The sequence below is a fragment of the Cellvibrio chitinivorans genome, from assembly GCF_035117775.1.
Classification (GTDB): domain Bacteria; phylum Pseudomonadota; class Gammaproteobacteria; order Pseudomonadales; family Cellvibrionaceae; genus Cellvibrio; species Cellvibrio chitinivorans.
Window position 1 is genome coordinate 21,311 of the sequence record NZ_JAYKKN010000005.1, and the last position, 22,675, is coordinate 43,985.

A 22,675-nucleotide genomic window follows, 5' to 3' on the forward strand; every position below is an offset into this window, starting at 1 on the left:
CTGTGGAGCTAAAGCCTACCCACGGCAGGCTTTACAACATATCAGGACGACAACAGATCAATATTGCGCTTGTCGTTCATCTCCAGCGCAATACCACCACCACGAGCCACACAAGTCAGCGGCTCTTCAGCAACAATAAAAGGAAGACCGGTTTCGTTGGACAGCAAGCGGTCGATATCGCGCAACAATGCGCCGCCGCCGGTCAGGACTACACCGCTTTCGGCGATGTCAGAAGCCAATTCCGGTGGTGATTGCTCCAGCGCGCTTTTCACAGCTTGAACAATACCAGCCAGTGGATCTTGCAGAGCTTCGAGGATTTCATCGCTGCTCAGGGTAAAGCTGCGCGGTACACCTTCAGCCAGATTACGGCCACGCACGTCGATCTCGCGAATTTCGCTGCCGGCAAATGCACAGCCAATTTCTTGCTTGATGCGCTCAGCAGTCGCATCACCAATCACGCTGCCGTAGTTGCGGCGCACATAGTTAACGATGGCTTCATCAAAACGGTCGCCACCGATACGCACAGAGTCGGAGTAAACCACACCGTTCAAGGAGATAACGGCGATCTCGGTAGTACCACCACCGATGTCCACCACCATAGAACCGTTGGCTTCAGAAACCTTCAGACCAGCACCAATCGCGGCCGCCATTGGTTCTTCGATCAAGCGAACTTCGCGCGCACCAGCGCCGAGGGCTGATTCGCGAATTGCACGCTTTTCTACTTCGGTAGACAAACAGGGAACACTGATCAGAACGCGGGGGGATGGGCTAAACCAGGAGTTTTCGTGAACTTTGCGAATAAAGTGTTGCAGCATTTTTTCGGTGACTTGGAAGTCGGCGATTACACCGTCTTTCAGCGGGCGAATTGCAGTGATGTTTCCCGGAGTACGGCCCAGCATACGCTTGGCTTCAACCCCTACCGCTTCAACAATCTTGGTGCCGTTGTGATGGCGAATTGCTACTACCGAAGGCTCATTGAGCACTATGCCGCGACCGCGCACATAAATCAGGGTATTTGCGGTACCTAGGTCGATAGAGAGATCGTTGGAGAAAGCTCCACGTAAAAGTTTCATCATGACGGGACGAGGCCTTAATAGAATGAGTTGAAATAGAATTCTTGTCGTTATCGACGTTTGATCAGCACGATCAGCACCAGATCAATATTTGCACCAAGACTTGCGACGGCGCGCAGCTGGCGTGAGTCATTTCCCTGAATAACAAACTCCACCTTCTGGCGAAGATTCCCTGCGAAATTTTGAGAAGCGCGCAGTATAAGTGAATTTTCGCTTTTTATCCGACCTAAATTGCGCTTAAAGTTCAATTTAATCGCTAATTTCGCCGACGTTTATTAACTGAATCACTCACTCAGGCTTGCGTCTATTTTTTGTGCGGACCCGCAACCAAAAACTCGTATTGGCGAGACCGACAAAATCCGCGGCACTCTATCAACCGCAGGGATTCAGGGCAAGGCGCAAATGTGATACCTTTGGCGCCCGTTTTTATCGAGATAGCGCGGTTTTGCAGCAATTCGCCGCCCGTTCACTCTCTGACGATTTTTAATTTTTCACCCTTATTCTGCTGGAGCTAATACCCAATGGCTGTAGACCGTTCCGATATCGCCAAGCTTGCCAAGCTGGCGCGTATCCAGATTACCGATAAAGCCGCCGATGAAGCGGCCAAAAGTATCTCCGATGTGCTGGCACTGGTTGACCAGTTACAGGCCGTTAACACCGATGGCGTATTGCCCATGGCTCACCCGCTCGATGCGGTGCAACGCCTGCGTGCAGATGTGGTGACCGAACCTGATCAGCGCGCCGCGTTTCAGGCAATTGCGCCAGCAACACAAGATGGTTTGTATTTGGTACCTCAGGTTATCGAATAACAATTTATTTCTTCCAAAGAAAAATCAGGATATTTCGCAATGCATCAATTCACCATTGCCGAGCTGGTAAAAGGTCTGCGCAACAAAGACTTTTCCAGTACCGAAATTACGCAACATTATTTAGACCGCATCGCGCGTTTGGACAAAACCTACAACAGTTACATCACCGTCACTAACGACATCGCGCTGCAGCAAGCTGCAGTGGCAGATGCGCGCCTGGCCGCAGGTAATGCGCCAGCACTTTGCGGTGTACCTATCGCGCACAAAGATATTTTTTGTACCACTGGTGTACGCACGTCTTGCGCATCAAAAATGCTCGATAAATTTATCGCCCCCTATAACGCCACCATCGTAGAAAATTATTTAAATTCCGGCGTGGTGATGTTGGGTAAAACCAATATGGATGAATTCGCGATGGGCTCATCCAACGAAACTAGCTGGTACGGCCCGGTAAAAAACCCTTGGGCAATTGATTGCGTTCCCGGCGGCTCATCTGGCGGTTCAGCTGCGGCAGTTGCTGCGCATTTAGCACCTGCAGCAACAGCATCAGATACCGGTGGTTCGATACGTCAACCGGCTGCACTCTGCGGATTAACGGGCATTAAGCCAACCTACGGTCGCGTTTCTCGCTGGGGTATGATTGCGTTTGCGTCGAGCTTGGATCAAGCTGGCATTTTGTCGCGCACTGCGGAAGACGCCGCGATTTTGTTAAACGATATGGCGAGCTTTGACGCGAAAGATTCAACTTGCGTTGAGCGCGATGTACCTGACTACACCGCTGATTTGAATAAGCCATTAACCGGTTTGCGCATTGGTGTACCTAAAGAATATTTCGGCGATGGTTTGAACCCGAAAACTGCCGCGCTCGTTGAAGATGCTATTAAAGTTTATGAAAGTCTCGGCGCAACTATTCACAGCGTCAGCTTGCCGCACACACATCTGGCAGTACCTGCGTACTATGTGATCGCACCAGCAGAATGTTCGGCCAACCTGTCACGCTTTGACGGCGTGCGTTACGGTCATCGCTGTGAAAACCCAACTGACTTGAATGATCTGTATATGCGCTCGCGCAGTGAAGGTTTTGGCGCAGAAGTGAAGCGCCGTATTCTCGTCGGCGCTTACGCATTGTCTGCCGGTTATTACGATGCCTATTACAGCAAAGCGCAAAAAATTCGCCGCTTGATTAAGCAGGATTTTGTTGATGCATTTGACAGTATTGATGTCATCCTTGGCCCAACTTCACCATCGCCCGCATTCCAATTTGGTTCAAAAACCAAAGATCCAGTAGCTATGTATCTGGAAGATATTTACACCATCGCGACTAACCTCGCGGGCTTACCCGGCCTCTCCATTCCTTGCGGATTGGTGGATAACAAACCTGTTGGCTTGCAATTGATTGGCAACTTCTTTGCTGAATCACAATTGCTCAATGCTGCACATATGTTCCAGCAAGCCACCAACTTCCACCAACAAACTGCCCCTGGCATTGAGTAAGGAGTCCTGTCTATGCAATGGGAAACTGTAATCGGGTTGGAAGTTCACGTACAACTTGCCACCAAAACCAAAATTTTCTCTGGCGCGAGCACCGCATTTGGCGCAGAGCCAAACACTCAAGCCTGTGCAATTGATTTGGCATTACCTGGCACTCTGCCGGTTGCCAACGAAGAAGCCTTTCGCTTCGCCACTATGTTTGGCTTGGCAGTGAATGCAGAAATCGGTAAGCGCTCGGTGTTTGAACGTAAAAACTATTTTTATCCTGACTTGCCGAAAGGTTATCAGACCACTCAGCTGGCCGAACCCATCGTCGGTGCAGGTTTTGTGGATTTGGAATTGGAAGGCGGCCGCACCAAACGTGTTCGTATTCACCACGCACACTTGGAAGAAGATGCGGGCAAATCTTTGCACGAAGATTTTGTCGGCATGAGCGGAATCGATTTAAACCGCGCCGGCACTCCGCTGATCGAAGTGGTTACCGAACCGGATATGCGCAGCGCTGAAGAAGCCGTTGCCTTCGCTAAAAAATTGCACTCTATCGTTACTTCACTGGAAATTTGCGACGGCGAAATGTCGCAAGGCTCAATGCGTTTTGACGTGAATATTTCAGTGCGCCCGAAAGGTACCGAAAAACTCGGCACCCGCACTGAAACCAAAAACCTCAACTCGTTCAAATTTATGGAAGAGGCGATTGAGCTGGAAGTTGAACGTCAGATTGATGTTTTGGAAGACGGCGGAAAAATTATCCAGGAAACTCGCCTGTACAACGGCGACACAAAAAAAGCACGCAGCATGCGCAGCAAAGAAGACAGCAATGATTACCGCTACTTCCCCTGCCCTGATTTGTTGCCAGTGATTCTGGATGATGAGTACATCGAAAACGTACGCAAACAAATGCCGGAGCTGCCAGAGGCCAAACGCGCGCGTTTTGTTGAGCAATATGGTTTGAGCAGCTACGACGCAGGCCAGATCACTATGGATAAATTCAGCGCGGCATTTTTTGAAGCATCGGCCAAAATATCCGGCGAGCCAAAACTCACCGCCAACTGGATTATGGCCGACTTGGGCGCTTATCTGAATCGTACCGAGCAACGCATTGATCAATCGCCAGTTACACCAGAATTACTTGCAGGCTTGGTAGTGCGCATTAAAGACGGCACCCTCTCCAGCAAAATCGCGAAGCAAGTATTTGAAGCGATTGCAAACGGCGAAGGCGATGCCGACACTATTATCGAAACCAAAGGCTTGAAACAGGTTTCGGATACTGGCGCGCTGGAAAAAATTATCGATGACATAATCGCAGCCAATACCGTACAAGTAGAAGGTTACCGTGCAGCACCGGAAGACAAGCGCGCGAAAATGCTTGGATTCTTTGTAGGGCAAGCGATGAAAGCATCAAAAGGCCAAGCGAATCCGCAAGTGTTGAATGAGCTTTTAGCGAAGAAATTAAACGGTTAAGAGATTGAGAAAATGAGCTTACGTAAAGACAAAGAAAAAGTCCTTGGCGAAACTTTCGACGATGCCCGTATCGCCACCTTTTTGGACTTTCCTGCTCCAGCAGGTGTTAACCCCGATTACCATTTGCTTGAAAAAGCCTATCGCGGCATGCTCGGCAGTAACTTTGCCACCTTCGTAAAACAATTTATCGAAGCAGGTAAAGACATCAACGCCGTTGGCCCCGAAGGCAAAACTTTTCTGCAAACAGTGAAAGCCCATCGCAATGGCGAAGAGTATGCCATCGCCCTGGAAGCCGCAGGCGCTAAGTAAGCTACTGGCGCAAACTGATGCTGCAAATTCTGCCCGCTAAAAAAGCAGCCCTTGGTGGCTGCTTTTTTTTAATCGTGTTGATGCTCCTGCTCAGTCTATTTGAGCAGCCTGTATTTTATCTGCTCAGTCTGGAGCCGGAAAAAGTAAGCCAAGGTGAAATCTGGCGTCTGCTTACCGGGAATTTTGTGCACTTTGGCTGGATACATACCGCCATGAACTGTGCAGCACTATTGCTCTGTACTCTGGCATTTTTTACTGAAGACTCACTCAAACAGCTTTCATTGTTATTACTCTGGTGCTGCGCTGCTGTCGGTATCGGAATCTATTTGTTCAACCCCGAATATTCACCCTATGCAGGATTATCCGGCGCCATTCACGGTTTGATGGTTGCTGGCTTGTTGCAGACACGCTCCTATCCCCTATGGATTCGCATTATTGCGCTCATTGCTGTTGCAGCAAAATTAGCCCATGAAAACAGCGCGAATTATGAAGCCACAGATTTGCAGGCGCTGCTGCCTGTCGCTGTGGCGGTGGAATCCCACTTGTATGGCGCAATTGCAGGTTTAACCTTTGCTGGCGCCGATTGGTTTATACAACGATTAAACAGGAAGGCATGATGCAAGGCTCACCAACTACCGCCATCAATTATTTTTTTGCGGGTGCAAGATTGATCATCAAGCCCGGTTATCGCCGTTTTATTTTGATTCCGTTGCTGATTAACCTGGTGATTTTTGTTGTCGTTACTGTTTTGCTATTTACCCTGTTTAAGGATTTTTTCGCATTGGCATTGGAGTGGTCGCCAAGTTGGCTGGATTGGTTCACTTGGTTACTGTGGCCGCTGGTAGCGTTTATTTTTTTAGTCGTTTACGGCTATAGCTTTAACATTATTACTAATTTTTTAGCGGCGCCATTTTTTGGTTTACTCGCGGAAAAAATAGAAACCGAATTAACCGGCATTGCACCGCCCGATGAGCCTTGGGGGCAATTAATTCCACGCACACTGCAACGCGAAGCAATAAAGCTTTGGTATTTTATTAGTAGAGGTGCATTGGTTTTACTGGTGTTTGTCCTGCTCTTTTTTATTCCCGGCGCCAATTTGTTAGGCGTAGTGATTGGCGCGCTATGGAGCTGCTGGTGTATGGCAGTGCAATATGCGGACTACCCCGCCGACAATCACCAATTAAGTTTTCGCACACTGCGCCGCCGCTTGAACAAACAGCAACTGACAAGCTATTCCTATGGCGGAATTATTTTATTCGGCAGTATGGTGCCGGTGTTAAATATTTTTGTAACGCCTATCGCCGTGGCCGGTGCAACACTTTATTGGATCAAAGAAGTGAAGCACCTACCTCCTCAATAGAAGAGGCAGATCTTAGATATTGGCGATAGCGATCAAAACGTCCACTGAATCGACGTTTGGTATTCAGTATTTACCTTATGGTTATTAATTGGTGGATCAACATCAAAATTTTGTGCAGGTTCACTATCGTAAGTCAGGTTGTACTGAATGGTGAGCGCAAGCCGGTGGGTGAGATCGATTTTTACACCTAACTCAGTTAATGCACGCAAATCAGAATATTCCCCTATACGCGGTTGGAAATAGCTTGTGTTCAGGAAAGATATGTTTTCAGTCATCTGGTATTTGTAGGTGTAGTAGGAATTAATCCTCCAAAACTCATTCTCTTCCTCGTAACTAACCAGATCCAAAACTTCTTTTTCATGGAAGGCACCCAGCCCCACGGTGAAAGAAAATACATCTACCTTTTGCCAGACTAAATAGCGCCCGCCGCCGCCCATCAGTGTGCGCGATTTCAGGTTGTCGAACTCATCTTGCTCCCATTGCAACAATCCCTCTACAGACCAGCGCGGGGTCATGATGTGTGTCCAGCGACCATGAATAAAGGTATTGTCGGTATCCTTAACATCGCGGGTAGAACCGTATTCGCCGTCAACAAGAAATAGGAACACCTCGTCGTGTATGCGGTATACGGCTTTAACCGTGCCATCGTAGTCCTTCTCCTCATCGTTTCCGGTCTTGCCATCCAGGCCTAATTTGACCGAGAGATCGAGCCCCTGCTCTGGCAGATTGGGTCGCTCGCTCTCAATATTGGAGATCGCACTTGCGCCAGTAGCTGCGCCCAACAAAAAACAACCTGTAATAAATTTATACATATCTGCGATCCTTTCAGCGTTACAAGTTTTTGATCGTTAATCTTCCAGGGCACTACCATCCACAGACATCAGCTTGGGTTTAGTGAATTGCCCTGTCTAAACAAACAACTATTCACCAGTTATAGCAGGTGCGGCGACACCTAATTAAAAACCGCTATTTCAATCATTTTATCTATCAAATGGTAGATGTCCATAATTCACCAAAAGGCAATTATAGACGCCAACTTCTAAATTAATGGGCCTCTCTATGAAACACACTTCACTCCTCTTTGCTGCCATTCCCGCTCTACTTGTCGCCTGCGGTGGCAGTGGAGGAGGCAAGTCGAACAGTAGCGATACAACATCCAGCTCCAGCACTATCACAAGTTCCAGTAGTATCAATTCCAGTGATGCCAGCCTAAGCAGTAGCAGCATTGCAACAAGCAGCGCCCAAAGCAATAGCAGCTCCGCCACCACTGCATTCACCCAAACCGGCTATTTGCTTGACAGCGCGCTGGCCAATGTCGATTACCAAACAGCCACGCGCTCGGGTGTGACTGGCACCAAAGGTGAGTTTTACTATGAGCCAGAGGAGGAGGTTAGCTTTAGTATTGGTGATATGCCACTTGGGCAGGTGACCGGACAGGCGATAGTCACCCCTTTAACACTTACGAATAACTCAAAAGATAGCCAAGCAGTACGCAACATGGCACGTCTGTTACAGACTCTGGATAAGGATAGTAACCCCGCCAATGGCATTACTATTACCAATTCCGCCAAAAGTGCGGCAGTCAGTCTGGATTGGAATTCCAACAGCACCAGTTTTGAAAGTGCAACACTGGGCTTAATCAGCAACGGAGGGCAGGATCAGCTGCCAAATGCGCTGATTGATGAAGAACAGGCTCTTGATCACCTGCAAGAGACACTCACTCAGATAGATAGCTGCCCGGGAGAGCGCCGCTATCAATTACAGGGCACAGATGTCGTCGTGCAATCATTGATAGAAGCGTCCGATGAAATTGAGCTATCACCCATCACCGGTACCCTGACCCTGAGCGAAGAAGTACTGGAAAATAATATAGGCACAGGCGAGCGCACCTGCATCATGGCAGCAACCGAAGGTTACAACTTTGATAGCAATAGCTGCCTGGTCTTTAGCGGCTCACTTACCTTTCTCCAGAGCCCTCCTGCCGTCAGCGGCACTATTGCGCGCAATAGCGCTACACTATTTTTTGCCCATGGTGGAGTAGGCTCGGAATATGGTCAGGAAGTTGTGGATGCCTACTTTTTTGCCCAGGCAGAAACACCCTGCGCTATTGAGCCGGTAGCGTCAGGTACTTATGAATTAAACGGTGTTGAGTACGTATTTGTAGCGGCTCAAGGCGAAGAAGAAGCAGCTTGGGAAGCCTATATTGTTTCTGCGGAAATGACCCTAAGTGACGACCAATGCACAGTTACCTCAAGCGAGGGCGATTGGAGCTGCAAGGTTGTCGGGAATAACTTTTATGGCTTGGGGGAAGCTCACGCTATTACGGGCACCATCACCAATAACAGCCTCACCTACGTCATCAAATACAATACTAACGATGGAGAATCATTCTACGGTTACGCCCATGGCGCGCGCCGCTAAGCAGTCTGATTTCACTGCGCCTAAAACAATTTGAATCTAATCAATCACTTGCATTAAAAGCTCAGGGAACTAGACTCCCCGTTAAGATAATTTTTAACGGGGAGTCACGTGTGAATGAACAGTTTTTAGATTTTATTGGCGATATATATGAAGCCTCTTACCGACCTGAACTCTGGGAATCTGTATTTGCCAACCTCTGCGCGCAAGTCAACGCCAAATCCGGCGGAATTTTTTTGTGGGATCATGCCAACGATATTCAGAGCATAGTTGCCTGCTACGGACTCCCCAAACTCGCGCAACTCTCTTATCGCTTTGGCCTGGCCAAGTACGATCACGCCTACAACCTTATGGTCGAAAAAGAAGTGGGGCAAGCCCAACATATTTTGACCCACCAAGAGATGCGAAAAACCAATCCGCTCTTTTACCGCTTTTTGCTAAAGCCCAATAATGTGGGCTACGTTTCTGGCGTCAACCTCCACAAAGATGAAGAGCTTTACATTGGCATGGCGATCCATCGAGGACTGGATGCCGAACCTTTCGGGAAGCAAGAGCTGGAAATCCTACAGCTGAGCTATCCACATTTTCAGCGCTCCATTCGCATCCAAATGGAGTTTCAGCGTATAAAACAAAAGCAGCAAAGTCTGAATGCCGCCCTGTCACACTTGTCGCTGGGCGTCGTCATTTTGAATAAGGATGGTTTAATTGCGCACTGCAATCCGGTCGCAGAAGCGATTATTGCTCCTCAAAAAGTATTGATGCGCAATCACAATTGCTTAGTCGCGCACTATCCCGAAGAGCAACAACAATTGCAGCAGTTGATCAATGATTTACTAAAAGCGGATCCACAAGATATAGAAACCCGCACGTGTGCACTGGCTTTACAGCACCCGGAACGGCAGATTCCACTGACGGTGATGTTAAACAAAATTGATGGTAATAACAGTTGGGTTAGATCACTGGAAGAACAACAGGGTATTGCCGTGTATTTATCCGACCCCTTAACCGCGCTGCAAACATCCCCCGAACGCTTAAAATCACTTTATCAACTCACCCAAGCCGAAGCCAAAGTCGCAATAAGCATTGCCAACGGTCTCGATCTGCAAGAGGTCGCTGAGTTTAACGGCACGACTATCGGCACAGTACGCAGCCAACTACGCCAAATTTTCACCAAAATGGGAGTCAACAAGCAGCAGGATGTAGTCCGGCTGCTATTGCATTCAGCGCAAGTGTATTAATCGCCATCATCCACAATCATATTGCCGCCAGCTTCTTTGGCGTGGCGCAAATAAATATTCGCGTGCGCAATTTGTTGATCAAGGCTTTGGCACATGTTGCTGGTAACGCCCGCGCTAAAATAAAAACGCATAACTTCACCATTTATCACGTAGTCTTCTCCAGCCAGCAGCTGTTTGACCTTACCAAGAAATGCCGCTGCCCTTTCATGATCAAGGCCGGGCATAAGCACATAAAAATCATCGCTATCGGCGCGTGCAAATAAAAATCGCCCGAGCATTGTTTGCAAACTGGCAGCAATATATTTGAGCGCGACATCGCCCCAAGCATTGCCGTGTTTTTCATTAATATCGCTAAAGTGATCGATATTAATAATTGCCATCGACAGCGGCGCTGCTTTTTCTTCGGCGTTTTTATACAGCTCTCGCGCCGCATTGAAAAAATAGGAGCGATGGTACAAACCGGTGAGATGATCGCGCTGGGCGTTGTAGGTGATCTGCTCCACCAGCTCAAGGGTTTCAATGTTGTGCGTAATGCGGCAGTAAAATTCTTCCGGGTGAAACGGCTTGCGCAAAAAATCATTGGCGCCGTGTTTAATAAATTTGGCCGAGAGCGCCTCGCTACTTTCACCTGAAACGCCAATCATAATCAGATCAGTTTTGTCGTATTTGTAACGCAAATTGCGCACCAATTCAAAACCATCCATTTTCGGCATGTTGTAATCGGTGATGAGCAATTTAACGTCGGGATTATCGAGCAGGACTTTAATCGCATCTACACCATCAATCGCTTCAACAACTTGAAATAAGTGGCGACGAAATAAGTTGGCCATGTGTTTGCGCGACATATCCGAGTCATCCACCACCAGCACTTTAATGTGCTGATTTTTTTCCAGACGACTGATCATGCCGATGGCTTTGTTATAGGCGTAGCGCCCTTCTTTGGTGACGTAATCGACTATGCCTTTGTTGAACAATTGCTCGCGGCGCTGCTCGTCGTAACTGCCGGTAAGCACAATGGTGGGGATTTTTTTGCTGAGTACAAAATCGACTACCTCGCCGTTTGGTGCATCGGGCAAATTCAGATCGACCAGTGCGGCAAAAAACTCTTCTTGTGCTTGATCATATAGAGCCATCGCCTGTGCCAGCGTCGCTGCGTATACGGCCTCATAAGGCAAGGAAGATGCCTGCACCAGATGGCGCATAATCTTCATTACCATTTCGCTGTCTTCAACTATTAGAATTTTTTTCATGGGGCTAACTCAAGGTTCATAAATACCCATTGAGTCTAGCCAACAATCAGAAATATGCGCCAAAACCGCCGAAGAACTGCGGTTTAACGCCAGATGTAGCCGGATATCGCCGTATTAAACAGCAGCCCGTTGAAATTTTGCTCAGCACAAAAGGATGCTTGGCTGGCCGCACCAAAACACACATGCAGTGGCAACAAGTGTTCTTCGCGCGGATGACAAAAACGCGCTTGCGGTGCAGAGATCCAATCGCGCAAACGATCTTCGCGCGCAGAATTAGTCAATTGGCTAGAAGTGAGTGTTTCCGTCAACCAATCATCAAAGGCTTCACTTTTGCCTTTAACGGCAGGATCGCCAGAGAAAAACGCGCGCATGTTGTGAAACGACATACCCGAGCCAACAATCAATACACCCTGCTCGCGCAGCGGCGCCAGTGCTTTGCCAACAGCGATATGTGCAGAAGGATCAAGCGAGGCTAGCAGAGATAACTGCACCACCGGAATATCGGCAGCGGGATACATCAACATCAGTGGCACAAAGGTGCCGTGATCGTAAGCGCGTTGATTGTCCAAGCGAGAATCTATCGACTGATTTTGCAGTAGCTGCTGAATATGCTTGGCGAGTTCAGGATTTCCGGGCGCGGGGTAAACAAACTCATAGGATTCCGGCGGAAAACCGTAGTAGTCGTACAACATCCCCGGCGCAGGAGAATGGGTGATGCTTACCACCTCTTCCTCCCAGTGCGCAGTCACCACCAAAATCGCGCTTGGGCGAGGCATGTCCGCCGCAAGCGATTGCATAAAATTCACCAGCTCGCGGTGATTGGCATCGCCCAGTAAAGGCATAGGGCCACCCCCATGCGGAACAAAAACGACCGGCATAGTTGATTCAGTCACTTAGGCTTTCCTCTGTTGGTGTTTGTGTTGGCGCTTATGTTGTAACGCTTAAGTCTTTAGCTACCGCAATTGGCTGGATGTTTTGTGCTCGCGCACTGATTCATAAATCGCGGCTGCCATAATAATCCCCCCGCCGATCAAGGTCGCGCTATCAGGATAAGTATGTAACACCGCGATTTCATATCCCACCGCATAAACTGGCTGCAAACAAGTGACAAGACTAACCGTTTTGGCTTTCAGGTAGCGCAGTGAATATCCCAATAGCGTATGGGTAATTGCAGTAAAACCAATGCCAAGGCTCAGCAGCAACCACCAATCATGATTGCTGGGCTCGTGCGGTGACAGCAAGAGCACTGGCGTCATCAGTAGCGCAACAACTAGCACCTGATAACTCATCGAGCGCGCTGCGCTTTGTTTTTTAAACCAATGCCCCAGTAATAGATTGCGCACAGCAAAGGTGAGCGCCGAAATTACGCCCCAGAAAACGCCTTGGGTGGTGTTATTGTCGATATCAAATTCGGGCACCAAACAAAAAATCCCGACCAGCACCAAAAATCCACTCACCACATCACGCAGATCCAGACGCGTGCGCTTGAGCCAAGGCTCCATAAATACCGTCACTACCGGATAGGCGTAGAGCGAGATCATGCCCACCGCGATACTCGATACCTGCATCGAATAAAAGAAGGTCACCCAGTGCGCCGCCAGCAGCACGCCGAGGATAAACATGCGCCCGAAATCGCGCACCGACTTCAAGCCAATATGGTATTCGCGCCACCAAACCCAGAGGAACAACACGATTGCCGCAATCCAGGTGCGATAGCCAGTAATGTCCCACGCCGGCAATTCGATCAGTTTGGAGAAAAGACCGGTCGCGCCCATTAAAAATGCGCCCAAATGCAGGGTTAACAAGGCAGATTTGGAAGAGGACATAACCGTTCCGGGCGATGATTACGCCCGGCAGGACACCGGGCGCTGGTCAGATAATGATTGTCAGGCGTTGCAATAAGAGACGATTAATTGCGCGGTCTACGGCTGCGGCTGCCGCCGGAGCGATTGCCGACCGAGCGATTGTTGTAGCGATCCTGAGTGCGCGCACGTGCAGGTGCGGGCAGGCTTTCAGGCGGTGTCAGCATCAAGCCTTCGGGCGGTTGTTCGCACTTGATTGGCTTACCCAGCAGGCGTTCAATCGGCTCAAGCAACAAAGCGTCATCTTCACAGGCGAAGCTAATAGATGTGCCGGTTTTGCCTGCACGACCGGTACGGCCGATGCGATGCACATAATCTTCCGGCTCTTCCGGCAGGGTGAAATTCACTACGTGGCTAATACCGCTGATATGAATACCGCGCCCGGCCACATCGGTTGCAACCAATACTTTCAGCTCACCGGATTTAAACGCATCCAAAGTGGCAACACGTTTGTTTTGGGCAATCTCCCCCGAGAGCAAACCGGCCTTGATACCGTGGCGCTCCAGTTTTTCTTGTAGATCGCGGCATTCATCGCGGCGGTTGGCAAACACAATCATGCTCTCGGCATGTTCTTGCTGAATCAGGTTGTACAGCAGCGTGTATTTCTCTTCGGTCGATACCAGATACACATGCTGATCAACGCGCTCATTGGCCACAGACTCAGGCTCGATCTCCACCGTGACAGGTTTGTATGTCCACTGCTCTACCAAGTTGCGCACATCGTCAGTAAAGGTGGCGGAGAAAAACAGCGTCTGGCGATCTTCACGTTTAGGCGTTTGGCGCACGATTTGGCGCACTTGCGGGATAAAGCCCATATCCAACATGCGGTCAGCTTCATCGATAACCAACACTTCCAGCTGGTCGAGATACACATCTTTATTGCCGCAGAAATCGAGCAAGCGACCGGGTGTTGCGACCAGAATATCCACCAAGTCGTCGTGCAGACGGCGCTGCTGCTTGGTGTAATCCATGCCTCCTACCAGCGTGTGAATTTTCAAATCGGTGTATTTGCACAGAGCTTTGGCATCCTCGGCAATCTGGATCACCAGTTCGCGGGTCGGTGCTATTACCAGCGCGCGGGCTTCACCGGCGTAGCGTTTTTCGGTGATAGGATTTTTGAGCAGATCATCGATGATGGCGGTTAAAAACGCCGCCGTTTTACCAGTACCGGTTTGTGCCTTGCCTACTACATCCTTACCTTGTAATGCGTGCGGCAGGGATTGCGCCTGAATCGGCGAGCAATACTTAAAGCCAAGGTCAGCAACTGCGCGCATGATCGGCAGCTCCAGATCCAGATCGTGGAAACGGGTTTTACCTTCAGCCGGTTCAACCTCAAATTGGGAAATATCCCAAGGACCATGATCAATCTTCGCTGGGCGCTTAGGTGCGCGATCTTGCGCGGGTTTAGACGCCTTGGGCGCTTTCTCTGCGCGGCTATTCTCAGTGCGACTGTTCTCTACGCTGTGATCTTTGTGTTCGCCTGAGCGCTGACCGCGACCTTGAGCATTGCTGCGATCCTGAGAGTTATTACGCCCTTGGGAGTTGTTGCGGTTGCGGGATTTGTTGCGACTATTGCGATCCGAATGGTTTTTGCTGGAAGAGGACTTGTCACTCGCAGGTTTGGCATGGGCATCTTTTTTTTCTGCAGGCGCCGCGCCCGAGCCAATCAACTTTTTAAAGAAATTACCGATCAATCTATTCACCAAATGTTATTACAGCCCGAGGCTTGAAGAGGAAGTCACGCAGACATCCCTATGGAAACACTGGCTTACGACCTTGGCGCGCCAGCGGAAGGAGTGCACAAATAGATGATTAATTGCACACAAAAACTGCGCCCGAGTATACACCAATCGTCAGACAATCAGCGGATTTGGCGCCATTGCGATGGAATTAATCCCCCTAAATGGCAAGATTTCTGCATAATCGCGCTGCTTTTATCGCCAAACTCTCGCTAACTATTGCCAAACTTCGATAAAAACCCCAAACGCACCATTTCGCTGCATCTATCTCTTAGCTCCACATACGCACAACACAAAGGAACCGCCCGATGAGAATTCACAGTTTGCAACATGTCCCCTTTGAAGACATTGGCAGTATGGCCAGCGATTTTGCCGCACGCGGCTATTCAGTCACCAGCACTCATTGGTATAGAGGTGATGCGGCACCAGCACTCGACAGTTTTGATGCGTTGATTGTAATGGGCGGCCCCATGGGCATTTACGATGAGGCGATTTACCCTTGGTTGGCAGATGAAAAAGCGCTGATCAAAAGCGCCATAGACGCAGGGAAAATTCTGCTCGGCATTTGCCTTGGCGCGCAGTTGATTGCCGATGTGCTGGGCGGCAAAGTGACGCGCAATACCTATAAAGAAATAGGTTGGCTGCCGCTGCAAATCACTCCTGTAGCGGCAACTCATCCACTCGCACAGGTTTTTACCCGCTACCCGGAGGTCTTCCATTGGCACGGCGATACCTTTGCCCTGCCGCCGGGCGCGCTGCATTTGGCCAGCAGCCACGGCTGTGCAAATCAGGCTTATGTATTTCAAGAGCGGGTCTACGGCTTTCAATTTCACTTGGAAACCACGCCTGCATCGGCGCAGGCGTTAATCGAACATTGCAGTGAAGATATTGATGGCTCGCGCTACACCCAATCGGCGCAGGCGATTCTGGCGAGTGAAGCAAAGTTTGCGCAGATCAATCACGCCATGAGTGAAGTGATCGATATCGTTTTTGCTGCACTATAAGAATCGCGCCGCAAAAACCCAGGTTAAAACGCTATTGTCAAAGCACTACGCCAAATAGATGCCCCGCAGCAGAGGTTAACGCCATAGCTGCCGCCCCCCAAAAACCGACACGCGCGGCGCCAATCCACAGATTGGCGCCGCCCACTTTAGCCGCCAAACCGCCCAGCAGCACCAACGCCAGTAGCGATACAGACACTATCGCAAACGACAGGTATTGCGCCGGGTGCAGCAATACCACCAACAGCGGAATCGCCGCACCTGCAGCAAAAGTCGCCGCCGAGGTCAGCGCCGCCTGTAATGGCCGCGCGCTGAACATATCGGTAATGCCCAATTCATCGCGCGCATGCGCCGCCAGTGCGTCGTGCTCGGTCAGCTGTTTCGCCACTTCGCGCGCAAGATCGCGAGTTAAACCGCGTGCGACATAAATTTCTTCCAGCTCGCGTAACTCACCCGCATGGTCGGTCGCCAGCTCATGGATTTCACGCTGCAAGTCTGCGGCTTCGGTATCCGCTTGGGAGCGAACCGACACATACTCACCCGCCGCCATGCTCATCGCACCTGCCACTAACCCGGCGACGCCAGCAAGCAAAATGGTGCTGGAATCCGATTGGGCAGCGGCAATACCCATCATCAAACTGGCAGTCGAAATAATGCCGTCATTCGCGCCCAATACCGCCGCCCGCAACCAGCCTGAATGATGTAAACGATGACCTTCTCGATGACGCATAAACTCAAAACCTTTTTGCCATTCTTGTATTAACTAACAGGCTTATTGATAAACCTGCCCCTGATGCTTTAACCAGCCGCCAACATGCTTTCCTCTTGGGTCATGGTGCGTCCAATGGATGACGCCGCCCTTGGCATTCCATTCGTATTCGCCATAAAACTCCAGCTGATCGCCTTCGCGTGCCTTGTCGATACGCGGTGCCAAATCAATATTATGGGCGATTAATAATGTGTGCCCAGACTCCAACTCCAGCAAAAATCGCTGATGACGACTGCCCTTATTATCATCCGGCAAAATTCTCACGATTCTCCCCTCGCCACCCAGCTGAACATTGGATCGCTCCGCGCGAAAAGCCTCCGCGATTAAAACATCACTACCAGCAACGCCCAGCTCATCGACAACCAGCGGCAAGTCATTGGCGTCAGCATCCTGCAATTGCGCTTTATCAAAGTAGTTCAAGCCTGCAACCAGTAGCGCAAAAACGACCAGCGCTAACAGTTGCTTGATTTTATTAGATGATTTCATAGGCCTCCCACAGTCTCGCGATCTTGTTAAAGCAACAAGATCGCCAATAGATGAATGGCGCGCAGCATAGCCCAGTCATTATTGACAGACCAGTTGGTCTGTTATTTAATAGCCACCGACCAACCGGTCGGTATTGTGTAATTTTCATCGCCGATCACACCAAGCATCGCCCCCAAAGAACTACACCCATGAAAGATTTATTAAGATCATCATTTCCACAGATGTCTTTACTGCAAAGCTTCCCGGCGCTTGAGCTGCGCTCACCCTGCTACCAAACCGATGCCCAACCTCTTGCATTGGAACTGCTGGAATACACCAACAAGGTTCGCGCTATTGCGCTAACGCTGTTTGTAATCGGGGTTATGGCGATCCTTGGCACTTTAGGTTTTGAGGTATGGCAAGCGCTTCAATCTGACTCCAACACCACCGGCTTCACGCGCGAGTCCCTGGTGAAGGTTTTGGATCACCTTCGCTGGAATGTCATGACCATCAATAAACTGAATTAAGCGCAGAGACAATTATGACCAGCGAACGCAATGCCGAACGCAGCCCAGAACAAACTCGCACCCGTATTTTGGAAGCCGCGCGCGAAGAGATTTTCCAAAACGGATATCAGGGAATGCGTATTGAATCCATCCTGCAAAAAACCAATCTGGCCAAGGGCGCGCTCTATCACTACTTTCCCAACAAGCTTGCACTGGGTTATGCGGTTGTCGATGAAGTATTAATGGGGCATTTTCAAAGTGTCTGGCAAGAGACCTTTCAGCAATCCAATGACCCGCTGATCACTCTGCAAAAGATGTTTTTAAATAAAGCCGAATCACATCAGAACTCGGAATGTTTTAATGGTTGCCCGCTCAATAATCTCAATCAAGAGATGGCGGCAATCGACACCGGATTTCACCAACGTTTGGAAAGTGTGTTTGAAGATATCAATCAAACCATCGTAGATTCGTTAAAGCAGGGGCAGCTAGACGGTATCGTCAGAAAAGAGATAGACCCCAATAAAATCTCCATGTTTATTTTCAGTTGTTATCAAGGAATTATGGGCACCGCCAAATGCATGCAAGCTCCCGAATTGCTCAAGGATTTGTTCGGTACCTTGAATGAATATATAGAAACATTGCGGGCACCAGTACGCACTAATTAAACAGATAAAGCAGTAAAACCCAAGGGCTTCACATGAAGCCCTTTTTTATTGAAGCAATCTCCCCTCCTCTCTCCTCCTACTCATTCTCCCTGCCAATCAGCGCAATTGTGCAAAAACTATGACACTGAGCCATAGCCGCGAACTCCTGTTGCGCGCCTGCATCTTACGCATGCCGGCAAATATTTATCTTCATCAATATAAACAGGAACAAACAATGCAAAAATTGATAAAAGCAGCTCAACTTATGGGAATTCTGGGTGTTTTATTTCACTCCTTCGCGACCCCTGTTTACGCCGCCGAACAACAGCGCCCACCGCGCGACGAACATCATCACGCCGGCCCACCAGAAGAAGCGCGCCTTGCATGCAAAGGGTTAAGTGAAAATGATGTCTGCTCATTTGCAGGCCGAAATGATGAATTAATCAATGGCGTCTGCAGCACACCGCCACAGGAGACTGAAAACGAAATGCTCGCCTGCAAACCCGATCACATGCCCGAAGGCCACAACATGGAACCGCCACCAGATAGAGAGGAATAACGCACCAAAGTAATGAGCACTGCGCTTAAAACGAACACTCCTTCTACCGCATTAGGTAAAAATTTTTCGATACACAGCAAACGTGTCATCTAAGCTCGCCACAATAGATGATAATTAGTGTAATTTTTGTTGGCATAAAAAGTGCCAGTAAAACTTTATCGAATAGCCTGCAGTGGGGGAGAGGTTTTGAATAGGAATATCGCACTGGATTTATTGAAACTGCTAATGGCCTTAATGGTTGTTGGTATTCATGCTGAAATATTTAAGGATATCAGTCTTGTATTGTCTTACTTTACCGCTTACGGCGTATTCCGAATTGCAGTGCCTGTTTTTTTATTGATTAACGGATTTTATTTTTTCCAAACATTAAATGAAAATAAAACAACTGTTTGGTTTAAGCGATTAATCATCCTCTATCTATTCTGGATGCTCGTTTATTCACCTATTTGGTTTCACCCTCCCGACCTTTCACTCCCAACAATCGCCAAATTAATAGCTCAGGTTTTATTAGGTTACTTTCATCTTTGGTATATCGCAGGTGCTATAGGCGCGGCTCTACTGCTATTCATCTTCAGAAATTGCAATACACCAACCTTAGTAGCATTGATTACTATTACTTACTTAATGGGTGTTGCTATTCAGTATGCAGGAAACTATCACCTCTTTGACAATTCGCAATTGGACTCTCTCGCCAATATCCCTTTTGTACATAGAAATGCCGTATTTTTCTCATTCCCTTTATTTTGCCTTGGTTTTCTTATCCGCAAATACAACATCCACAAGCGAGTTTCATTTAATGCAGCGCTAGCCTGGTGTTTTGTTGGAGTCTTGTTGCTGCTACTTGAAATATATTTGAACTATAGAGCGACAAATCGCGATGGAGGCTTCGATAATTATTTATCGCTGATAGTGGTATGCCCCGCTATATTTATTGTATTTATGCAAATTAATCTGTTGAGTAACACCAAGAGCATTGCTCTTTACGCAACAGCCATATTTTTTGTGCATCCACTGTTTTTACTACCCTTAGTTGAGCCATTAGCAGGGCAAGAAACATTGCTTACTATCATTGTTACTGCACTATCTGCTGCTGCAGCCTACTTTTTAATCATCCTTAATAAAAAAGTAAAATTTATCCTCTAACCATTCATCGAAAAACGATTGGTTTTACTAAACAATTGGAACGCATCAAACAAGGGCAATTTTCATTAAAGTCGCCTGACTACCGCGATAGGATTCCTGCGCGATAAATTCCCATCCAAGGCTTTGGTAAAAATGTGCTTGATCAGGCGTAAATAAATACAATGTGCTAAAACCCTGTGCACGCGCATCGGCAACAATTTGTTTTACCAACGCTGCACCTATACCACGCTTGCGATAAGCAGAATCGACATAGACACTCGCCAACCAAGGAGATAACTCCGGGTGGCTATCCATATCATTTTCAACCAATGCCGCAGTACCCAATACTTGCTCACCCGCAACACAAATTCGCATTAACGGCATAGCCAGATTTTTCAAATAGCGCTGCATTTTCACAATGCGGGTTTCAACCGTAGCTCCCGGATTTAAATAGCCCCACTCAGCTTGGTGCCAAGCAGCAATAACTGGAATATGCTCAGGAGCCTGAGCCAAATTGATAATTTTCATTTCATTCAAACCTGCACGAGATAAGGCAGAGCAACAAGGCTCGAAGTTAGCGTTTGCGCAAGCGCAACAGGGCTTGATTCTGATCGATCACAAAATCAAAGCGTCCCAGAATATCGATGCCCAACAGACCATCAAAGTGATCCATATTATCCATCGGCAAGCGCGCCAGCATATGCTTATTAAAAGTTACATTTTCAATCGTAAAGCTATCGACTAAAAACAGATAACTTTCAACCGAGCCGCTTGCAGTGTTGAGCTGAATGGGCTTGGGGGACTTTACCAAAGAGGGATGTTGATTAATAAAACCGGAAGTCAAACCGCTAATTGATGCGCCTGTATCCAGCAGCAACATAATTTGTTCACCTTCGACTTTAACCGGCACCAAAAACTGATTGCCAAAGCGCGTTAAGGTGACTGTCATTTCTGGTACAGAGTCATCTACTGCAGCAGAGCCTTCATCCAACTTTGCCAAAATACCTTCTGCACTTGTTCGGGTTTCTGGTTGATTCGCGGCCATAAGCGCGTGGTATTGCGCCTGTTCTTTGTCATCCTGTTTTAAATGCATTTTGGCTAGCTGCAGATGTAATTCGCCGTTAGCTGGAGTGAGCTTGATCAGATCATTAATCTGCGCCATCAACCACTCGTAACTCTCACCAAAAATAGAGGGGTTTTCAGTTAAACGAATTAAATATTTCGCCAAATAATCCAGTGCATTTTCTATTTTCTGCACATCAATTTCGGTATTGATGTAGCGAAACCAAATAGAAACCGACTCTTTATGCTGGCCTTGCTGTTCATAGACACGTGCTAACAACCAAAGCGCATCGGCGTTTTTAGGCTCTTGCTCCAGTAATTGATTTAATACCTGCGCCGCTTCGCCGTAGCTGCCATTGGCGATTAACTGATTCGCGCGCTCCAGAGGTGTTTGTGGGCGAGAAGGTAGGTATTCCTGTACGTTGGTATTAGGCACAGAGCTGACTTGTGATGGGCTAGATGGACGATCTAGAGCAGGTTGAACCGAAATAGATTCTGGCAAATGCCCAGCCATTTGCTGAGCATCTGAATTCTGATTGGCATGGCGATATTCACTGAACCCAAAACCCAGTGCAAAAGCGCCAAGCGCAACCAGAATTGTTTTTTTGTAGGACATCAATATTCCGCAGCAGGTTTATCAAGCGTTTTGATTTGGATATTTCGGAAAAACGTCTCAGCACCTTCGGATTGAATCTGCAACTTTCCACGCGTGAGTGGAACGTATTTTCCATCCACCAGATGACGAGAATTAAAACCACGGAAGACTTCGTGACCATTCACTTTATGGATCAGCGTCTTGCCATCGGTAATCACCTCCATAGTATCCCACTCGCCACTTGGATGCTCATAGTTACCGAGTTTTAATACGCGCGCGGCTATATCTTTGCGCAGCGGCAGTTTGGGATCATAGCGATAAAATTTCCAGTCGCCGAGATTGGTATCCCCCGCGTGTACATCTATGATGACACCATCCAAACTGTGGTAATCGCCGCTATCCCCCTCCTGAATTTGAAACTCGTGGCTGCGCATCCAGTGGGTGCTCTGTGCCCCTTGGGGGCCAACAGCAAAATAAAGAATGCCATTATCGCGCGGCGCATCCAAACGTGGAGGCCATTTTTTATCGCCCCATTTAACTTCAAATTTCAGGTGAAAATTTTCAAATTCTGCCGCGCTAGTCAACCCGCCCCACTCTTCACCGGAAACACGCAGCAAACCATCAACCACCGAAAATACTTTTTTCGGATCATTATTGATTCCACGTGGAGTGTGTTTTGAAACCAGATCATGAGCATTGGTTTCCGGTTGATAACTGACGTATGGCTCCCAACCACTCAAATCCTTACCATTAAACAGTGATTGCCACTCACCCTTGTCGACTGCGAATACTTGCCCGCTGGCGATCAAACCAAAACATAAACCTAAAGAAAGACCGATAAACTTCATTGCTGCTCCTCGCTGTAGTTTTATTAAAATGCTGTTAATCAACGCGCGCAGCCTAGAGCCAGATGATTTTGCAGTCCAGATATTCGCAGGACAA

25 protein-coding genes are annotated in these 22,675 nt (G+C 48.4%); 13 read left to right on the plus strand and 12 right to left on the minus strand.

Annotated elements, in window-relative coordinates; genetic code table 11:
• Positions 1-41: 41 nt before the first annotated feature.
• Positions 42-1,076, minus strand: coding sequence for a rod shape-determining protein (locus tag SPL68_RS13895; protein WP_323815774.1), 1,035 nt, complete (start codon positions 1,074-1,076; stop codon positions 42-44).
• A 47-nt stretch (positions 1,077-1,123) separates the two neighbouring features.
• Complete coding sequence (locus tag SPL68_RS13900) at positions 1,124-1,321, minus strand: hypothetical protein (RefSeq protein WP_323815775.1); 198 nt, start codon at positions 1,319-1,321, stop codon at positions 1,124-1,126.
• Positions 1,322-1,594: 273 nt separating this feature from the next.
• On the opposite strand from SPL68_RS13900, the gene gatC reads away from it, so the two are divergent.
• The 6 genes from gatC to cysZ are packed head-to-tail and all read left to right on the plus strand — an operon-like array spanning position 1,595 to position 6,503.
• On the plus strand, positions 1,595-1,882 hold the full coding sequence (gene gatC, locus SPL68_RS13905; RefSeq protein WP_323815776.1) for an Asp-tRNA(Asn)/Glu-tRNA(Gln) amidotransferase subunit GatC: 288 nt from the start codon (positions 1,595-1,597) through the stop codon (positions 1,880-1,882).
• Positions 1,883-1,921: 39 nt separating this feature from the next.
• Positions 1,922-3,376: an Asp-tRNA(Asn)/Glu-tRNA(Gln) amidotransferase subunit GatA gene (gene gatA, locus SPL68_RS13910; RefSeq protein WP_323815777.1), complete on the plus strand. Its 1,455-nt coding sequence runs from the start codon at positions 1,922-1,924 to the stop codon at positions 3,374-3,376.
• 12 nt (positions 3,377-3,388) lie between these two features.
• On the plus strand, positions 3,389-4,834 hold the full coding sequence (gene gatB, locus SPL68_RS13915) for an Asp-tRNA(Asn)/Glu-tRNA(Gln) amidotransferase subunit GatB (protein WP_323815778.1): 1,446 nt from the start codon (positions 3,389-3,391) through the stop codon (positions 4,832-4,834).
• Positions 4,835-4,846: 12 nt separating this feature from the next.
• The gene (locus tag SPL68_RS13920) at positions 4,847-5,143 is read left to right on the plus strand and encodes a PA4642 family protein (protein ID WP_323815779.1); all 297 of its coding nucleotides are present in this window, start codon (positions 4,847-4,849) and stop codon (positions 5,141-5,143) included.
• A gap of 17 nt (positions 5,144-5,160) precedes the next feature.
• Positions 5,161-5,760: a rhombosortase gene (gene rrtA / locus SPL68_RS13925; RefSeq protein ID WP_323815780.1), complete on the plus strand. Its 600-nt coding sequence runs from the start codon at positions 5,161-5,163 to the stop codon at positions 5,758-5,760.
• On the plus strand, positions 5,757-6,503 hold the full coding sequence (gene cysZ, locus SPL68_RS13930; protein ID WP_323815781.1) for a sulfate transporter CysZ: 747 nt from the start codon (positions 5,757-5,759) through the stop codon (positions 6,501-6,503). Before rrtA ends, cysZ begins: the two co-directional genes overlap by 4 nt.
• Positions 6,504-6,535: 32 nt before the next feature.
• Here cysZ and SPL68_RS13935 read toward each other — a convergent pair whose 3' ends face one another.
• A complete protein-coding gene (locus tag SPL68_RS13935; RefSeq protein ID WP_323815782.1) occupies positions 6,536-7,315 on the minus strand; it encodes a DUF481 domain-containing protein in 780 nt (259 codons plus the stop codon).
• Between the two features lie 247 nt (positions 7,316-7,562).
• On the opposite strand from SPL68_RS13935, the gene SPL68_RS13940 reads away from it, so the two are divergent.
• Both SPL68_RS13940 and SPL68_RS13945 read left to right on the plus strand, forming a co-directional pair.
• On the plus strand, positions 7,563-8,924 hold the full coding sequence (locus SPL68_RS13940; RefSeq protein ID WP_323815783.1) for a hypothetical protein: 1,362 nt from the start codon (positions 7,563-7,565) through the stop codon (positions 8,922-8,924).
• A gap of 110 nt (positions 8,925-9,034) precedes the next feature.
• A complete protein-coding gene (locus SPL68_RS13945) occupies positions 9,035-10,159 on the plus strand; it encodes a helix-turn-helix transcriptional regulator (RefSeq protein ID WP_323815784.1) in 1,125 nt (374 codons plus the stop codon).
• Here SPL68_RS13945 and SPL68_RS13950 read toward each other — a convergent pair.
• From SPL68_RS13950 to rhlB, 4 genes are all read right to left on the minus strand, one after another.
• Complete coding sequence (locus tag SPL68_RS13950; protein ID WP_323815785.1) at positions 10,156-11,409, minus strand: response regulator; 1,254 nt, start codon at positions 11,407-11,409, stop codon at positions 10,156-10,158. The genes SPL68_RS13945 and SPL68_RS13950 overlap by 4 nt on opposite strands.
• Positions 11,410-11,492: 83 nt before the next feature.
• Entirely contained in the window at positions 11,493-12,302 is an 810-nt protein-coding gene (locus tag SPL68_RS13955; RefSeq protein WP_323815786.1) for a DODA-type extradiol aromatic ring-opening family dioxygenase, read from the minus strand.
• Positions 12,303-12,362: 60 nt separating this feature from the next.
• Positions 12,363-13,235, minus strand: coding sequence for a DMT family transporter (locus SPL68_RS13960; RefSeq protein ID WP_323815787.1), 873 nt, complete (start codon positions 13,233-13,235; stop codon positions 12,363-12,365).
• 83 nt (positions 13,236-13,318) lie between these two features.
• Positions 13,319-14,974, minus strand: coding sequence for an ATP-dependent RNA helicase RhlB (gene rhlB, locus SPL68_RS13965; protein ID WP_323815788.1), 1,656 nt, complete (start codon positions 14,972-14,974; stop codon positions 13,319-13,321).
• Positions 14,975-15,318: 344 nt separating this feature from the next.
• On the opposite strand from rhlB, the gene SPL68_RS13970 reads away from it, so the two are divergent.
• Entirely contained in the window at positions 15,319-16,014 is a 696-nt protein-coding gene (locus tag SPL68_RS13970) for a type 1 glutamine amidotransferase (RefSeq protein WP_323815789.1), read from the plus strand.
• A 37-nt stretch (positions 16,015-16,051) separates the two neighbouring features.
• Here the strand turns inward: SPL68_RS13970 and SPL68_RS13975 are convergent, their stop codons facing one another.
• Positions 16,052-16,741, minus strand: a complete 690-nt coding sequence (locus tag SPL68_RS13975; RefSeq protein ID WP_323815790.1) for a VIT1/CCC1 transporter family protein — start codon at positions 16,739-16,741, stop codon at positions 16,052-16,054.
• A 42-nt stretch (positions 16,742-16,783) separates the two neighbouring features.
• The gene (locus tag SPL68_RS13980; RefSeq protein ID WP_323815791.1) at positions 16,784-17,266 is read right to left on the minus strand and encodes a DUF3465 domain-containing protein; all 483 of its coding nucleotides are present in this window, start codon (positions 17,264-17,266) and stop codon (positions 16,784-16,786) included.
• A gap of 188 nt (positions 17,267-17,454) precedes the next feature.
• On the opposite strand from SPL68_RS13980, the gene SPL68_RS13985 reads away from it, so the two are divergent.
• The 4 genes from SPL68_RS13985 (at position 17,455) to SPL68_RS14000 (ending at position 20,097) form a co-directional block, all read left to right on the plus strand.
• A complete protein-coding gene (locus SPL68_RS13985) occupies positions 17,455-17,772 on the plus strand; it encodes a hypothetical protein (protein ID WP_323815792.1) in 318 nt (105 codons plus the stop codon).
• A gap of 14 nt (positions 17,773-17,786) precedes the next feature.
• Complete coding sequence (locus SPL68_RS13990; RefSeq protein WP_323815793.1) at positions 17,787-18,416, plus strand: TetR/AcrR family transcriptional regulator; 630 nt, start codon at positions 17,787-17,789, stop codon at positions 18,414-18,416.
• A 214-nt stretch (positions 18,417-18,630) separates the two neighbouring features.
• Positions 18,631-18,954 (plus strand): hypothetical protein, encoded by a 324-nt coding sequence (locus SPL68_RS13995; protein ID WP_323815794.1) that lies wholly within the window; start codon positions 18,631-18,633, stop codon positions 18,952-18,954.
• A gap of 186 nt (positions 18,955-19,140) precedes the next feature.
• A complete protein-coding gene (locus SPL68_RS14000; RefSeq protein WP_323815795.1) occupies positions 19,141-20,097 on the plus strand; it encodes an acyltransferase family protein in 957 nt (318 codons plus the stop codon).
• A 45-nt stretch (positions 20,098-20,142) separates the two neighbouring features.
• Here SPL68_RS14000 and SPL68_RS14005 read toward each other — a convergent pair whose 3' ends face one another.
• From SPL68_RS14005 to SPL68_RS14015, 3 genes are read right to left on the minus strand one after another with little or no spacing between them, the layout of a single operon-like run.
• Positions 20,143-20,604 carry a GNAT family N-acetyltransferase gene (locus SPL68_RS14005; protein WP_323815796.1) on the minus strand — a complete coding sequence of 154 codons (462 nt, stop codon included), beginning with the start codon at positions 20,602-20,604 and terminating at the stop codon, positions 20,143-20,145.
• 46 nt (positions 20,605-20,650) lie between these two features.
• Complete coding sequence (locus SPL68_RS14010) at positions 20,651-21,754, minus strand: tetratricopeptide repeat protein (RefSeq protein WP_323815797.1); 1,104 nt, start codon at positions 21,752-21,754, stop codon at positions 20,651-20,653.
• Positions 21,754-22,581, minus strand: a complete 828-nt coding sequence (locus SPL68_RS14015) for a 3-keto-disaccharide hydrolase (RefSeq protein ID WP_323815798.1) — start codon at positions 22,579-22,581, stop codon at positions 21,754-21,756. The genes SPL68_RS14010 and SPL68_RS14015 overlap by 1 nt, the downstream gene beginning before the upstream one ends.
• Positions 22,582-22,675: the final 94 nt, after the last annotated feature.